A 14,949-nucleotide genomic window follows, 5' to 3' on the forward strand; every position below is an offset into this window, starting at 1 on the left:
CCGACGTGTACATTCATGCGCTCCACATTCTTCTCCGGCCGCCTCCGCGCGGCCGCCGCCCGCGCCGCGCGCTTCGCGGTTCCGGCGGTCGCAGCGTTTGCCGCGACCGCGGCATTCGCCAATAACGTCATCGTGCTCAATTCGGCCGAAGCCACGCTGAGCCTCATCGACGAAAACACGCATCAGGTCATCGGCACGGTGCCGACCGGCAAAGAGCCGCATCACCTGATGCCGACGCCCGACAATTCGTCGCTGATCGTGGCGAATTCGGTGTCCAACAATCTGATGTTCGTCAACCCGAAAACGGGCGCGGTGCAACGCTGGGTGCAGGACATCGAAGATCCGTATCAGATCGGTTTTTCGCCGGACCGCAAGTGGTTCGTGTCGACCGGCCTGCGCCTCGACCGGCTCGATATTTACCATTACGACGGCAAGAATCTGAGCCTCGCCAAGCGCCTGCCGCTCGCGACCATGCCGAGCCACATCGCGTTCTCGAACGACAGTTCCACGGCATTCATCTCGCTTCAGGTGTCGGGCGAGATCGCGGCCATCGACCTGCCGACGCAGACGGTCAAGTGGAAGATGAAGGTCGGCAAGGTGCCGGCGGGCGTCTGGCTGACGCCGGGCGACAAGTTCCTGCTCGTCGGCATGACGGGCGCGGACTACGTGGCCGTCGTCGACTGGCGCAACCAGAAGGTCGTGAAGACGATTCCCACGGGCAAGGGCGCGCACAACTTCCGTTCGCTCGCGGACGGCAAGCACGTTCTGGTGTCGAACCGGGTGGCGAACACCATCAGCATCATCGATGAAGACACGCTCACGAACGTCGGCGATATCACCGGCCTCTTGCCCGGACCGGACGACATGGAACTTTCCGCCGATAAAAAGTATCTCTGGGTGACGTTCCGCTTCGCGAAGCATGTCGGCGTGATCGACCTTGCAAACCGCAAGCTCATCCAGACCATTGCGGTGGGACGTTCGCCGCACGGCATCTTTTTCCTCGACCGCGCGCCGGTCACCGCGCCCAACGGCGCCTGACCGCGGCGGCGAACGGTGAGAAGGGCGCTCGCGGGCGCCCAGTACTACGATTGAGTCACGGGCCGCTAGGCGTCATGTCACAGGGCCGGCCGACTTTCACGGAGCACCATGTTTCACGTCATTCTCTCGTCCCTCGACAGCTTCGTTTCTTCCGTGCAGACCACGTTGTACGTGGACGTCGTGCAGCCGCTGCTGTTCAAGATCGGCATGATGGACTACGACGAAGACACGTACGACGCGCTGTACTGGGTGATCGTCGGCGTGCTGGAAGTGATCGCGATGTACGCGATCCTCCGCCCGCTGGAAGCCTTGCGCCCCGCCGAGCAATGGCAGGACCGCAAGGGCGTGCGCGTGGACGTGCTGTACACGTGGATCGTGAAGCTCGGCATCCTCAATCTGTTTTTCTTCTTCACGTTCCAGCCTGTTTTCGATTCCGTGCAGAGCTGGCTGCGCATTCACAGCGTGCCGACGCTCGAAATCGACAATCTGTGGCCCGGCGTGACCACGCAGCCGCTCGTCACGTTCGCCATCTATCTGATTCTGTTGGACCTGGCCGGTTACTGGTATCACCGGCTGGAGCATCGCTTCGGCATCTGGTGGGAACTGCACGCCGTCCATCACAGCCAGCAGAAGATGTCCCTGTGGTCCGACGACCGCAACCACCTGCTCGACGACGTTCTGCAAGCGAGCTTCTTCGCCGCTGTGGCGCTCGTGATCGGCGTTGAACCGTCGCAATTCGTCGTGCTCGTCGCCATCACGAACCTGATGCAGAGCGTGCAGCACGCGAACATCCGCCTGCATTTCGGCTGGCTCGGCGACCGGCTGATCGTGAGTCCTGCGTTTCATCGCCGTCATCACGCGATCGGCTATGGTCACGAAGGCACGGCGTACGGCTGCAACTTCGGCGTGCTGTTTTCGTTCTGGGACATCCTGTTCCGCTCGGCGTCGTTCGACCGCACCGTCGAGCCGACCGGCATCCGCGATCAACTGGGCGCGCCGGGCTTGGCGCCCGTCAATTACGGCGACGGCTTCTTCGAGCAGCATTGGCTCGCGTTCAAGCGCATCGGCGCGCGTCTCGCGTCGCGGCGCGCGGCGGATTCCGGCAAGCGGCCGGCTGCCCTCTGAGCCTTTCATTCGCCTTCTTGTGGTTGCCAGCGCGCCTAACCCGCGCTGGTTTATCCTGTCGCTTACTCTTCCTTCAACGAATCACGCATGAATGATCTGCTGCGTTCGTTCGTGCGCGCGCTGGCGAACGTCTTCCATCCGCGCATGCTCTGGCTCACGCTGATGCCGTTCGCGGTCGCCACCGCCGTCTGGGGCGCGATCCTGTGGTTCTTCTGGCAGACGCTCACCGGCGCGGCGAACGGCTGGCTCGACGGCTGGGCGCTGACCTCCGCGATGTACCGCCTTTTCGACGCCGTCGGCTTTTCGTCGCTGCACGCGGTCATCGCGCCGTTTCTCGTCGTCATCATGACGATTCCGCTGATCGTCGTGACCGTGCTTCTGCTAATCGCCACGCTTTCGATGCCGGGCGTCATCAAGCTGCTCACGCGGAGTCCGAAAGGCCACTATGCAGCGCTCGAAGCCCGGCGCGGCGGCTCGTGGTACGGCAGCCTCGGGCATTCGGTGGTGACGACCATCGTGTGCCTCGTCGCGCTCGTCGTGACCTTGCCGCTCTGGTTGATCCCGCCTTTCTTCGCGCTGATTCCGCCGCTCCTGTGGGGCTGGCTCACGTATCGCGTGATGACTTACGACGCGCTCGCCGTGCACGCGAGCCCCGACGAACGGCGCGCGATCGTGCGCGAATCGCGCTGGCCGCTGCTCGCCATCGGCATCGTGAGCGGACTATTGAGTTCCGTTCCGACGCTGCTGTGGGCGTGGTCGGTCTGGCTCCTGCCGCTGTTTCCGGTCGTGGCCGCGGTGACGATCTGGGCGTATGCGTTCATTCTCGTGTTTTCGGCGCTGTGGTTCGCGCACTATTGCCTGCACGCGCTCGCGCGGCTGCGGGCGAACGAGCCGCGTTATCCGGCCATCACGGCGCAGTCCTGAACGGCAGTCAACAGAAAGAAGAGGCACTCATGGGCATTGGCGTCATCATCATCGGCGACGAAATCCTGTCCGGGCGGCGCACGGACAAGCATCTGCCGAAAGTCATCGAACTGTTGGGCGCGCGTGGGCTGTCCCTCGACTGGGCGGAATACGTCGGCGACGATCCCGCGCGCATCACCGCGACGCTCGCGCGCACGTTCGCGTCGGGCGACATCGTGTTTTCGACCGGCGGCATCGGCGCGACGCCCGACGATCACACGCGGCAGTGCGCGGCCAAGGCGCTCGGCGTGCCGCTCGCGTTGCAGCCGGAAGCGGCGGAACTGATCCGCGCGCGCATCCGCGACATGGCGGGCGACCAGCCCGCGGATCTGGATTCGCCCGAGAACCTGCATCGGCTGAACATGGGCATGTTCCCGCAAGGCGCCGAGATCATTCCGAACAGCTACAACAAGATTCCGGGCTTTTCGGTCGGCGACCATCACTTCGTGCCGGGCTTTCCGGTCATGGCGTGGCCGATGATCGAATGGGTGCTCGACACGAAATACGCGCATCTGCACCACGCGACGCCGTATGTCGAGCGATCGCTGCTCGTCTTCGGCTTGCCGGAATCGCGCATCACGCCGCTGATGGTTGCCATCGAGCGCGATTTCGCCGGCGTGCGGGCCTTTAGCTTGCCGAGCGTCGGCGACGCGGCGCGCGGGGCGCTGTACGCGCGGCCGCACATCGATCTGGGCGTGAAGGGCGATCCCGAGCGCGCCAACGCCGCGTTCGAGGCGCTGCGCGAAGGCGTGGCGGCGCTGGGTGGCGAGATTGTCGAAGTGCCGCCGGAGGACGCGCGTTGATTCTGCTCGAAGTCATCGCGACGACGGTCGCGGACGCGCGCGCCGCCGAGCGCGGCGGGGCGAACCGCATCGAACTGATCACCGCGATGGGCGAGGGCGGGCTGACGCCGAGCATCGGGCTGATCGAAGCGGTCGTGGACGCGGTCGGCATTTCGGTGAACGTGATCGTGCGTCCGCATAGCCGCTCGTTCGTCTACGATGCCGACGATCTGGGCGTCATGCTGCGCGACGTTCGCGCCATCGCGAAGACCCGTGCGAACGCGATCGTCGTGGGTATGCTGCGCGAGAACGGCGATATCGACACCGATGCGCTCTCGCGCGTGATCGACGCCGCCGATGGCTTGCCGCTCACGTTCCACCGCGCGATCGACGAGGCGCGCGATTTGTCCGCTGCCTTCGACACGCTGCTCGGGTTCGACGCCATCACGAACGTGCTGACGTCTGGCGGCCAACCGTCGGTGCTGCAAGCGCAAGCGCACATCAGATCGCTCGTCGAGCGCTCGAAAGGCACGCATTGCACCGTGCTCGCCGGGGCGGGCCTGACCGTGGACGCGCTCGCGCCCTTCGTCGCTACGACACGCGTGCGCGCGGTCCACTTCGGCTCGGGCGTGCGGATCGGCGGCAAAGGGCTCGCGCCCGTCGACGAAGCCGCGGTCGCCCGCGCGCGGGCATTGCTCGACGGCTAGCGCCCGACGCGCGGCCTCACGCCCCGATCCACGGCAATCCGCGAAAGCACCATCCTGAGACCGTCTTGCGGTGCCCCTGACCGTCCTTGTCGCCTTCGAAGCCTTCCAGCAGGTCATAGGCTTTCGTGAACCCCTGATTTTGCGCGGCGACGGCGGCGAGCTTAGAACGCGCGGCGCTGCGGCACAGAAACAGGAGCGGCGTATCAGGAGTGGCGATTTGTCTTAATTGTTCGATAAACTCAGCGTTCGGCACCGAACCCGGGTAGCGGATCCATTCGATGTGCGCGTATTGCTCGCCGTTGATCGCCGGCCGGCCCACCCAGTCGAGCTCCGCGCGGGTGCGCACGTCGACCAGGCGAGCGCGCGGTTCGAGTTGAAGGAACTCGAAGGCTTCGGCGGGCAGCAGCGCGCCCGCGTAGGTGAGATTGTTCTCGGCGGCCCGGCTCGCAGCTTTGCCGTACAGTTGGTCAAGCGTAGTCATGGCGAGGTGTCTCCGTTGGCTAAACGATTAATTTTAGCGTGCTGTGCAAGCGCGCAACTCGGGAACAGTTCAGCACGTTTTAGGTGCATCACGATAGCGACGCACGGAAATAGTGCGAGCGGATGGCCGTGCTAGGATGGATGCACATATTTGGTGCTGAGTCGTTGGCACCAGCGAGGTGGCAAAATCGGGCACCGCTTGCGCCTCGTTTAAAAACCTAAGCAGTTCAGGCATTTAGCCGCGCATAAAGCACGTGGCATAGAAGCTGCTTTTTCCACCCTCGATTGAAACGGCAGTGCAGAATTGGTCGAGGCGGCGGAGCGATTCGCCGACTTTTGTTAATCAGGAGATAGGTAATGAGTAAATCCGTGGCCGACGTCATGCAACTCGTCAAGGACGAGGACGTCAAGTTTGTCGATTTTCGCTTCACCGACACGCGCGGCAAAGAACAACACGTTTCCGTGCCGGTCTCGGCATTCGACGAAGACAAATTTGAAAGCGGCCACGCTTTCGACGGTTCGTCCATCGCCGGCTGGAAGGGTATCGAAGCGTCGGACATGCTGCTCGTGCCGGATGCGGACACCGCGTTCATCGACCCGTTCTACGAAGAATCCACGCTGGTTCTGACCTGCGACGTGGTCGAGCCGGCCGACGGCAAGGGCTACGAGCGCGACCCGCGTTCGCTCGCGAAGCGCGCCGAAGCGTATCTGAAGAGCTCGGGCCTCGGCGACACCGCGTTCTTCGGTCCGGAGCCGGAATTCTTCATTTTCGATTCGGTGCAGTGGAACACGGACCAGTCGGGCACGTTCGTGAAGATCGGCTCGGAAGAAGCGCCGTGGTCGTCGGCGAAGGAATTCGAAGGCGGCAACACCGGCCACCGTCCGGGCACGAAGGGCGGCTACTTCCCGGTCGCGCCGGTCGACACGTTCCAGGACATCCGCTCGGAAATGTGTCTGCTGCTAGAACAGATCGGCATTCCGGTCGAAGTGCACCACCACGAAGTGGCGGGCCAGGGCCAGAACGAAATCGGCACCAAGTTCTCGACGCTGGTTCAGCGCGCGGACTGGCTGCAGCAGATGAAGTACATCATCCACAACGTCGCGCATACGTACGGCAAGACGGCGACGTTCATGCCGAAGCCGATCGTCGGCGATAACGGCTCGGGCATGCACGTTCACCAGTCCATCTGGAAGGACGGCCAGAACCTGTTCGCGGGCAACGGCTATGCGGGCCTGTCGGAATTCGCGCTGTTCTACATCGGCGGCATCATCAAGCATGCACGCGCGCTGAACGCGATCACGAATCCGGGTACGAACTCGTACAAGCGCCTCGTGCCGCACTTCGAAGCGCCCGTGAAGCTGGCTTACTCGGCTCGCAACCGTTCGGCGTCGATCCGCATTCCGCACGTGAGCAACCCGAAGGGCCGCCGTATCGAAACGCGCTTCCCGGATCCGCTTGCGAATCCGTACCTGTGCTTCTCCGCGCTGATGATGGCGGGTCTCGACGGCGTGCAGAACAAGATTCATCCGGGCGAAGCCGCGGACAAGAATCTGTACGACCTGCCGCCGGAAGAAGACGCGAAGATCCCGACCGTGTGCGCGGGCCTCGATCAGGCGCTCGACGCGCTGGACGGCGACCGCGAGTTCCTGACGCGCGGTGGCGTGTTCACGGATTCGATGCTCGACGCGTACATCGAACTGAAGACGAACGAGCTGCAGCGTTATCGTCAGGCGGTGCACCCGATCGAGTTCGAGATGTACTACTCGCTGTAACGCATGAAGGCAGCGCGTTTCGTTGATTTTAATTCGATGAAGCGCGCTCGCCGCATGTCATGAAGAACGACGGAAAAGGGACGGCGCGCCGTCCCTTTTTTAATCGCTCGCGGTTGTCACGCAACGAGAAGAAGATCGGTAGCACGAACGACCTCAATCATTGCACGATGGTGCTCAAGAATCTGATCAAGGCGCGAAAGGGTCACGCCGATGCGCTCTCCGACGACACGCAACTCGCCGCGACCGGGTTGCTGCCCGGCCTCGAAGCGCTGCCGACTGTCGTGCTGGTGCTCGACAAGCGCAATCTGAGGATCGCGTACGCGAACCCGTCGGCGGAGTCGATGCTGGAGATGTCGCGCAAGCAACTGATGCAGACGCATTGGCCCGAACTCTTCGCGAACGCCGACGAACTGGCGACGACGATCGCTTCCATCGCGGAGAACCGCTTCAACGCGACGCGGCTCGACGCGGCGCTCGAACGCGCGGGACGCGAGCCGGTTCATGTGCATGCGATCGTCGCGTATCTCGAAGCCGCGACCGATTACGTGCTGCTCGAACTCTTCGAGAACGAGCGCCATCTGCGCACGGATCGCGAAGAGCGCATCCACGATCTGACGGCGGTCAACAAGCAACTCATCCGCAATCTCGCGCACGAGATCAAGAATCCGCTCGGCGGCATTCGCGGCGCGGCGCAACTGCTCGAATTCGAACTCGGCGCGCGCGAACGCGACGAGTTGCGCGAATACACGCAGGTCATCATCAAGGAATCCGACCGTTTGCAGACGCTTGTCGATCGCTTACTGGAGCCGCACCGGCATCCGCATATCGTCGGCGACGTCAACATTCACGAAGTTTGCGAGCGCGTGCGCGCGGTGATCCTCGCGGAGTTTCCGCGCGGCCTCACCATCGAGCGCGACTACGACGTGAGCGTGCCCGACTTGCGCGGCGACAAGGAGCAACTGATTCAGGCGCTGCTCAACATCGTGCGCAACGCGGCCGAGGCGCTCAAGGAGCGCATCTCGCAAGGCGACGCGAAGATCGAGCTGCGCACGCGCATCGCGCGCAAGGTGACCATCGGCAAGCGCCTGCACAAACTGGCACTGGACTTGCATATCACTGACAACGGTCCTGGCATTCCCGGCGATATCCGCGACCGCATCTTCTTTCCGCTCGTGTCGGGCAGGGAAGACGGAAGCGGCCTCGGCCTCACGCTCGCGCAGTCGTTCGTGCAGCAGCACGACGGACTGATCGAAGTGGAGAGCAAGCCGGGCTGCACTGAGTTCGCCATCTTGCTGCCATTCGGAAATTGACACCGGGAACTGACACCGAAAATTGACACCGGGAACTGACACGCGAATCAACCAACATCGACATTCACCAGACTGCGGGCCGCGATTTTCGCGCGAAGCCACGAAGCCTGACCGTTTCGACGGGCATACACCGAACCACACGAAGACTTCTCGCCGAACGATATGAAGCCGATCTGGATAGTAGACGACGACCAATCCATCCGTTGGGTGCTCGAAAAAGCGCTCGCACGAGAGAACTTCACGACGCGCAGTTTCTCGGGCGTGCGCGACGCGCTTGCCGCGCTCGAAACCGAAAGCCCGCAAGTGCTGGTATCCGATATCCGCATGCCCGGCGGCTCCGGGCTCGAACTGCTGCAAACGGTGCGCGACAGGCTGCCGGGACTGCCCGTCATCATCATGACGGCGTTTTCCGATCTCGATAGCGCGGTCGCCGCGTTCCAGGGCGGCGCGTTCGAATATCTCGCGAAGCCCTTCGATATCGACAAGGCAGTGGAGCTCATCCGCCGCGCCGTCGACGAAAGCATGCGCGGCGAGGCCGCGTACGATGAGCGCGTGACCGAGACGCCCGAGATGCTGGGACAAGCGCCCGCGATGCAGGACATGTTCCGCGCAATCGGCCGCCTGTCGCATTCGGCGGCGACCGTGCTCATCACCGGCGAATCAGGCACCGGAAAGGAGCTTGTCGCGCGCGCGTTGCACCGACATAGCCCGCGGGCCAACGGGCCGTTCATCGCGCTCAATACTGCCGCGATCCCGAAAGATCTGCTGGAGTCCGAACTATTCGGCCACGAACGCGGCGCGTTCACGGGCGCGCAGGCCATGCGGCAGGGCCGCTTCGAACAGGCCGAGAACGGCACGCTCTTTCTCGATGAAATCGGCGACATGCCGTTCGATCTGCAAACGCGGCTCTTGCGCGTGTTGTCCGACGGGCAGTTCTATCGGGTCGGCGGCCACAATCCGCTGCGCGCGAACGTGCGCGTGATCGCGGCGACGCACCAGAATCTGGAATCGCGCGTGCGGCAGGGCTTGTTTCGCGAGGACTTGTACCATCGCCTGAACGTGATTCGCCTGCGTCTGCCGGCGCTGCGCGAACGCAGCGAGGACATTCCGCTGCTCACGCGGCACTTCCTGCAAAAGAGCGCGCGCGACCTGGGCGTCGAGCCCAAGCGCGTGTCCGACAGCGCGCTCGCTTATCTCGCGTCGCTGCCGTTTCCCGGCAACGTGCGCCAGCTCGAAAACCTGTGCAACTGGCTCACCGTGATGGCGCCCGCACAGGTCATTGAGCAGAAGGACTTGCCGCCCGATCTCACGCCGCGTCAGGACGTCACGCCGGAGAGCATCGCCGTATCGACCGATGGCGCGGTCGCGCCGAACGGCTCGGCCATGCCGGCCTCGGCGCCCGCATCGACGCCGCCAGCGGGCGTGCCGGCGAGCGTGTGGGAAAACGGCTTGCGCACGGAAGTCGCGCGCCTCTTGCGCGAAAATTCCGCCGATGTCATGGACGAACTCGCGCGCCGCTTCGAAGCCGCCGTGATTCGCGAGGCGCTCGACTTCACGCGCGGGCGCAAGGTCGAAGCGGCGGAGCGCTTAGGCATCGGCCGCAACACGATCACGCGCAAGATTCAGGAACTGCATCTCGACGCGTGACGACACAGCGCGGATCAGTAGCCGACCGTCGCGACGACAGGCGCGTGGTCGGACGGCTGATCCCACTTGCGCGGCACCTTGTCGATTTCGCATGACGTGCAGAGCGCCGACAACTCCGACGACAACAAAATGTGGTCGATGCGCAGGCCCGCGTTGCGCCGGAACGCCATCATGCGGTAATCCCACCACGTAAAGAGCTTCTCCGGCTGCTCGAACTTGCGGAAGGCGTCGGTGAGTCCCAGGCCGACGAGTTGCATGAAATGCGCGCGCTCTTCCGGCGAGACCAAATTCTGTCCTTCCCACGCCTTCGGGTCGTGCACGTCGCGGTCTTCCGGCGCGATGTTGTAATCGCCGAGCAGCGCGAGCTTCGGATACTGCGTCATCTCTTCGCGCAGCCATTCGCGCAGCGCATCCAGCCAGCGCATCTTGTACGCGAACTTCTCGGAACCGGGCGCCTGCCCGTTCGGGAAATACGCCGACACGATCCGCACGCCGTTCACCGTCGCGGCAATCACGCGCTGCTGCAAGTCTTCGAAGCCGGGAATATTGCGCACCACGGTGGCATCGTGCACCTCGATGCCGTCGCGCACCAGAATGCCTACGCCGTTATACGTCTTCTGTCCCGCGAACCAGCTTTTGTATCCGGCGGCTTCGAGCTCGGCGCGAGGGAATTTCTCGTCGGGCAGCTTCAGTTCCTGAAGGCATAGCACGTCGACTTGCGAGAGTTGCAGCCAGTCGGTGACGTGCTGAAGACGGACCTTGAGAGAGTTGACGTTCCACGTTGCGATTTTCATGTGACGGCGATGGCCTGCGGCTTCTTGAGTGTCGATCGAAGCCGGAATGATAACGCCACGACGCTCGCGCACTCTCACGCGCTCGTTTACGCGATTTTTACGCCGCCGCGCGAACTTTTGCCACGCCCTTTATCCCGGTCCTTCTACTCTTGCAGGCGTCCAATGCACAAGAGGAGAACCGAACCATGGACCTGCTTTACGTCGCCGGCATCGCCCTGTTCTGGGGGCTGTGCGCGGCGCTGACCGTGGGCTGCGAGCGTTTGCGCCGCCGTCTGCCGGGAGCGCGCGCATGACTGCATGGATGATCTGGCTCGCGGGCGCATCGACGCTGCTGCTTCTGGGCTACCTCGTGTACGCGCTCTTGCGCGCGGAGGATCTCGAATGAACGCCAACACGTTCACGCAGACGGCGCTGTTCATCGTCGTGCTGATTGCGCTCGCCATTCCGCTCGGGCGATACATCGCCGACGTGCTCGACGGCTCGTCGGCTGTCGTGCGCAAGACGAAGCGCTTCGAAGCCGCGTTGTATCGCATCGCCGGCGTCGATGCCGGTGCCGAAATGTCGTGGAAGCATTACGCGCTCGCGGTGCTGCTCTTCAATGCGCTCGGCGCGCTCGCGCTCTACGCGCTCTTGCGCCTGCAACACGTCTTGCCGGCCAATCCGCAAGGCATGGCCGCGATGACGCCGGACGCCGCGTTCAACACGGCGGTGAGCTTCGTGACCAATACGAACTGGCAGGACTACGGCGGCGAAAGCACGCTCGGCTATCTCGCGCAGATGCTCGGCCTCACGGTACAGAACTTCCTGTCGGCGGCGACCGGCGTCGCGGTCGTCGTCGCGCTGATTCGCGGCTTCAGGCGGCATAGCGCGCAGACCATCGGCAACTTCTGGGTCGATCTCACGCGCACGACGCTCTACGTGCTCGCGCCGCTCGCCGTGGTGTTCGCGCTCGTCTTCGTGAGCCAGGGCGTGATTCAGAACTTCAGGCCGTATCAGGACGTATCGACGCTGCAAGTCACGAGCTATCAGTCACCGGAGACCGACGCGCAAGGCAACGCCGTGAAAGATGCTTACGGCAACCCGGTCATGCGCGACATCAAAGCCGACAAGCAGTCGCTGCCGATGGGCCCGGTCGCGTCGCAGGAAGCGATCAAGATGCTCGGCACGAACGGCGGCGGCTTCTTCAACGCGAACTCGGCGCATCCGTTCGAGAACCCGACGCCGTTCTCCAACTTCATGCAGATGATCGCGATGCTGCTGATTCCCGCCGCGCTGTGCGTCGTGTTCGGCCGCATGATCGGCGACAGGCGGCAGGGCTACGCCGTGCTCGCGGCGATGACCATCGCGTTCGCGGCGGCGTGCGTCGGCGAGATAGCGGCGGAGCAGGCGGGCAATCCGCTCTTCGCGTCGCTTCGCGTCGATACCCACGCGAGCGCGCTGCAAGCGGGCGGCAACATGGAAGGCAAGGAGACGCGCTTCGGCATCGCGCAGTCCGGCATCTTCACCGTGGCGACCACCGCTGCGTCCTGCGGCGCGGTCGACGCGATGCACGACTCGCTGACGCCTTTGGGCGGCCTCATTCCGATGCTCTTGATCCAGCTCGGCGAAGTGATCTTCGGCGGCGTCGGTTCGGGCCTGTACGGCATGCTCGTCTTCGCGCTGCTCGCGGTGTTCGTCGCGGGGCTCATGATCGGCCGCACGCCCGAATACGCCGGCAAGAAGATCGAATCGTTCGAGATGAAGATGGTGTCCATCGCGATCCTGCTCACGCCGCTTCTGGTGCTCGCGGGAACATCGGTGGCCGTGCTGACGGCATCGGGCACGGCGGGCATCGCCAATCCGGGCGCGCACGGTTTCTCGGAAGTGCTGTACGCGTTCAGCTCGGCGGCGAACAACAACGGCAGCGCGTTCGCGGGCCTTTCGGTGAACACGCCGTTCTACAACGTGCTGCTCGGCGTCGCGATGTGGCTCGGCCGCTTCGGCTCGATCGTGCCGGTGCTGGCGATTGCGGGATCGCTCGCGGCGAAGAAGCGCCTCGCCGTCACCGCCGGCACCTTGCCGACGCACGGACCGCTGTTCGTGGTGCTGCTGCTCGGCACGCTGCTGCTCGTCGGCGCGCTCACGTATGTGCCGGCACTCGCGCTCGGGCCTGTCGTCGAGCATCTGACGATGATCGCCGCTCACTGATTTCGAGGACCAGATGACTCAACTGAATCAAGCGCCGCTGCATCGCCCGGAGAACCTCGGGCAAGCGCGCACGGCGGCGCGTTCGATGTTCGATCCGGCGCTTCTGAAACCCGCCATCGCCGATTCCTTCGCGAAGCTCGCGCCGCGCACTCAGCTACGCAACCCGGTGATGTTCTGCGTGTACGTCGGCAGCATTCTGACGACGGTGCTCTGGATCGCCGCGCTCGCGGGTCAGGCGGAAGCGCCCGCGGGCTTCATCCTGGCCATTGCGCTGTGGCTGTGGTTCACCGTGCTCTTCGCAAATTTCGCCGAGGCGCTCGCGGAAGGGCGCTCGAAGGCGCAGGCCGCGTCGTTGCGTAGCGCCAAGCACAACGTGATGGCGAAGAAGCTGAACGAGCCGCATCCGAAGTCGCCCATTCGCGTTGTCGCGTCGAGCGATCTGCGCAAGGGCGATGTCGTGCTGATCGAAGCGGGCGACGCCGTTCCCGCCGATGGCGAAGTGATCGATGGCGTGGCATCCGTCGACGAATCCGCGATCACGGGCGAATCCGCGCCCGTCATCCGCGAGTCGGGCGGCGACTTCTCGTCGGTGACGGGCGGCACGCGCGTGCTGTCGGACTGGATCGTCGTGCGCGTGACGGCAGATCCCGGTGAGGCGTTTCTCGACCGCATGATCGCAATGGTCGAAGGCGCGAAGCGGCAGAAGACGCCGAACGAAGTCGCGCTCACCATTCTGCTCGTCGCGCTGACGCTCGTGCTGTTGTTCGCCACCGCGACCTTGCTGCCGTTCTCCATGTTCTCGGTCGAAGCCGCGAAAGCCGGGCACGTGGTCACGATCACCGCGCTCGTCGCGTTGCTCGTCTGCCTGATTCCGACGACCATCGGCGGGCTGCTGTCGGCCATCGGCGTCGCGGGCATGAGCCGCATGATGCAGGCGAACGTGATCGCGACCTCGGGACGCGCGGTGGAAGCCGCGGGCGACGTGGACGTGCTGCTGCTCGACAAGACCGGCACGATCACGCTCGGCAACCGGCAGGCGTCGTCGTTCGCGCCGGCGCCCGGCGTGAGCGAGCGCGACCTCGCCGACGCCGCGCAACTCGCCTCGCTCGCCGACGAAACGCCCGAAGGCCGCAGCATCGTCGTGCTGGCGAAGCAGCGCTTCGATATCCGCGAACGCGATATGGCGACGCTCGGCGCAACGTTCATCGCGTTCAGCGCGCAGACGCGCATGAGCGGCGTCGATGTGCCGGATCGCGAGATTCGCAAGGGCGCGGCCGATGCGGTGAGAAAGTATGTCGAAGAACGCGGCGGACGCTTTCCGCAGGAAGTGCAGCATGGCGTCGACGAGATCGCGCGGCGCGGCAGCACGCCGCTCGTCGTCGCGGAATACGTCGCGGGCAAGGCGCGCGCGCTCGGCGTGATCGAACTGAAGGACATCGTGAAGGGCGGCATCAGGGAACGCTTTGCCGAACTGCGCAAGATGGGCATCAAGACCGTGATGGTCACGGGCGACAACCGGCTGACGGCGGCGGCCATCGCGGCGGAAGCGGGCGTGGACGACTTTCTCGCCGAAGCGACGCCGGAAGCGAAGCTCTCGACGATCCGCGCGCATCAGGCCGAAGGGCGGCTCGTGGCGATGACCGGCGACGGCACCAACGACGCGCCCGCGCTCGCGCAAGCCGACGTCGCGGTGGCGATGAACACCGGCACGCAGGCCGCGAAAGAAGCGGGCAACATGGTCGATCTCGATTCGAACCCGACGAAGCTGATCGAGATCGTCGAGATCGGCAAGCAGATGCTGATGACGCGCGGCTCGCTTACGACCTTCTCCATCGCCAACGACGTCGCCAAGTACTTCGCGATCATTCCGGCCGCGTTCGCCACCACGTATCCGCAATTGCGCGTGCTCGACGTGATGCATCTCGCGTCGCCGTCGTCCGCGATTCTTTCGGCGGTGATCTTCAACGCGCTCATCATCGTGTTCCTGATTCCGCTCGCGCTGAAGGGCGTGAAATATCGCGCGCTCGGGGCGGCTTCTTTGTTGCGGCGGAATCTGCTCGTGTATGGGCTCGGCGGCATCGTGCTGCCGTTTCCGGTCATCAAGCTGATCGACATGACGATCACCGCGCTCGGTTGGAACTAG

The 14,949-nt window shown here is 64.1% G+C and carries 13 protein-coding genes; 11 read left to right on the forward strand and 2 right to left on the reverse strand.

Features of this window, described 5'->3' with window-relative positions:
* Window positions 1-15 precede the first annotated feature (15 nt).
* The 5 genes from NCR34_RS05465 to NCR34_RS05485 all read left to right on the forward strand — a co-directional run bounded on the left by NCR34_RS05465 (window position 16) and on the right by NCR34_RS05485 (window position 4,615).
* The gene (locus NCR34_RS05465) at window positions 16-1,038 is read left to right on the forward strand and encodes a YVTN family beta-propeller repeat protein (protein ID WP_248322273.1); all 1,023 of its coding nucleotides are present in this window, start codon (window positions 16-18) and stop codon (window positions 1,036-1,038) included.
* Window positions 1,039-1,146: 108 nt separating this feature from the next.
* Window positions 1,147-2,163, forward strand: a complete 1,017-nt coding sequence (locus NCR34_RS05470) for a sterol desaturase family protein (protein ID WP_248321830.1) — start codon at window positions 1,147-1,149, stop codon at window positions 2,161-2,163.
* A gap of 87 nt (window positions 2,164-2,250) precedes the next feature.
* Window positions 2,251-3,087, forward strand: a complete 837-nt coding sequence (locus NCR34_RS05475) for an EI24 domain-containing protein (RefSeq protein WP_248321832.1) — start codon at window positions 2,251-2,253, stop codon at window positions 3,085-3,087.
* A 29-nt stretch (window positions 3,088-3,116) separates the two neighbouring features.
* Entirely contained in the window at window positions 3,117-3,929 is an 813-nt protein-coding gene (locus tag NCR34_RS05480; protein ID WP_248321834.1) for a competence/damage-inducible protein A, read from the forward strand.
* Complete coding sequence (locus NCR34_RS05485; protein WP_250499212.1) at window positions 3,926-4,615, forward strand: copper homeostasis protein CutC; 690 nt, start codon at window positions 3,926-3,928, stop codon at window positions 4,613-4,615. The genes NCR34_RS05480 and NCR34_RS05485 overlap by 4 nt, the downstream gene beginning before the upstream one ends.
* A gap of 16 nt (window positions 4,616-4,631) precedes the next feature.
* On the opposite strand, the gene NCR34_RS05490 is transcribed toward NCR34_RS05485, so the two are convergent.
* Window positions 4,632-5,096, reverse strand: a complete 465-nt coding sequence (locus tag NCR34_RS05490) for a rhodanese-like domain-containing protein (RefSeq protein WP_248321837.1) — start codon at window positions 5,094-5,096, stop codon at window positions 4,632-4,634.
* A gap of 356 nt (window positions 5,097-5,452) precedes the next feature.
* Between NCR34_RS05490 and glnA the strand changes: the two genes are divergently transcribed.
* From glnA to ntrC, 3 genes are all read left to right on the forward strand, one after another.
* A complete protein-coding gene (glnA, locus tag NCR34_RS05495) occupies window positions 5,453-6,868 on the forward strand; it encodes a type I glutamate--ammonia ligase (protein WP_175939973.1) in 1,416 nt (471 codons plus the stop codon).
* A 167-nt stretch (window positions 6,869-7,035) separates the two neighbouring features.
* Window positions 7,036-8,178 carry a nitrogen regulation protein NR(II) gene (gene glnL / locus NCR34_RS05500; protein WP_248322274.1) on the forward strand — a complete coding sequence of 381 codons (1,143 nt, stop codon included), beginning with the start codon at window positions 7,036-7,038 and terminating at the stop codon, window positions 8,176-8,178.
* 162 nt (window positions 8,179-8,340) lie between these two features.
* Window positions 8,341-9,825, forward strand: a complete 1,485-nt coding sequence (ntrC, locus tag NCR34_RS05505) for a nitrogen regulation protein NR(I) (protein ID WP_175939974.1) — start codon at window positions 8,341-8,343, stop codon at window positions 9,823-9,825.
* A 14-nt stretch (window positions 9,826-9,839) separates the two neighbouring features.
* Here the strand turns inward: ntrC and xth are convergent, their stop codons facing one another.
* Window positions 9,840-10,619, reverse strand: coding sequence for an exodeoxyribonuclease III (xth, locus tag NCR34_RS05510; RefSeq protein ID WP_250499213.1), 780 nt, complete (start codon window positions 10,617-10,619; stop codon window positions 9,840-9,842).
* A 289-nt stretch (window positions 10,620-10,908) separates the two neighbouring features.
* Between xth and kdpF the strand changes: the two genes are divergently transcribed.
* The 3 genes from kdpF (at window position 10,909) to kdpB (ending at window position 14,949) form a co-directional block, all read left to right on the forward strand.
* Window positions 10,909-11,004, forward strand: a complete 96-nt coding sequence (kdpF, locus tag NCR34_RS05515; RefSeq protein ID WP_250499214.1) for a K(+)-transporting ATPase subunit F — start codon at window positions 10,909-10,911, stop codon at window positions 11,002-11,004.
* Window positions 11,001-12,806: a potassium-transporting ATPase subunit KdpA gene (gene kdpA / locus NCR34_RS05520; RefSeq protein WP_250499215.1), complete on the forward strand. Its 1,806-nt coding sequence runs from the start codon at window positions 11,001-11,003 to the stop codon at window positions 12,804-12,806. Before kdpF ends, kdpA begins: the two co-directional genes overlap by 4 nt.
* Window positions 12,807-12,891: 85 nt before the next feature.
* Window positions 12,892-14,949: a potassium-transporting ATPase subunit KdpB gene (gene kdpB / locus NCR34_RS05525; RefSeq protein WP_250499259.1), complete on the forward strand. Its 2,058-nt coding sequence runs from the start codon at window positions 12,892-12,894 to the stop codon at window positions 14,947-14,949.

Origin of the sequence: Caballeronia sp. GAWG1-5s-s, assembly GCF_023631445.1 — a bacterium.
Lineage (GTDB): Bacteria > Pseudomonadota > Gammaproteobacteria > Burkholderiales > Burkholderiaceae > Caballeronia.

Bases quoted from the DNA above. Each gene is read 5' to 3' on its own strand.
- NCR34_RS05465 (WP_248322273.1), top strand. From the start codon at position 16: ATGCGCTCCACATTCTTCTCCGGCCGCCTCCGCGCGGCCGCCGCCCGC.
- xth (WP_250499213.1), bottom strand. From the start codon at position 10,619: ATGAAAATCGCAACGTGGAACGTCAACTCTCTCAAGGTCCGTCTTCAG.
- NCR34_RS05490 (WP_248321837.1), bottom strand. From the start codon at position 5,096: ATGACTACGCTTGACCAACTGTACGGCAAAGCTGCGAGCCGGGCCGCC.
- NCR34_RS05470 (WP_248321830.1), top strand. From the start codon at position 1,147: ATGTTTCACGTCATTCTCTCGTCCCTCGACAGCTTCGTTTCTTCCGTG.
- NCR34_RS05480 (WP_248321834.1), top strand. From the start codon at position 3,117: ATGGGCATTGGCGTCATCATCATCGGCGACGAAATCCTGTCCGGGCGG.
- ntrC (WP_175939974.1), top strand. From the start codon at position 8,341: ATGAAGCCGATCTGGATAGTAGACGACGACCAATCCATCCGTTGGGTG.
- kdpF (WP_250499214.1), top strand. From the start codon at position 10,909: ATGACTGCATGGATGATCTGGCTCGCGGGCGCATCGACGCTGCTGCTT.
- NCR34_RS05475 (WP_248321832.1), top strand. From the start codon at position 2,251: ATGAATGATCTGCTGCGTTCGTTCGTGCGCGCGCTGGCGAACGTCTTC.
- glnA (WP_175939973.1), top strand. From the start codon at position 5,453: ATGAGTAAATCCGTGGCCGACGTCATGCAACTCGTCAAGGACGAGGAC.
- kdpB (WP_250499259.1), top strand. From the start codon at position 12,892: ATGTTCGATCCGGCGCTTCTGAAACCCGCCATCGCCGATTCCTTCGCG.
- glnL (WP_248322274.1), top strand. From the start codon at position 7,036: ATGGTGCTCAAGAATCTGATCAAGGCGCGAAAGGGTCACGCCGATGCG.
- kdpA (WP_250499215.1), top strand. From the start codon at position 11,001: ATGAACGCCAACACGTTCACGCAGACGGCGCTGTTCATCGTCGTGCTG.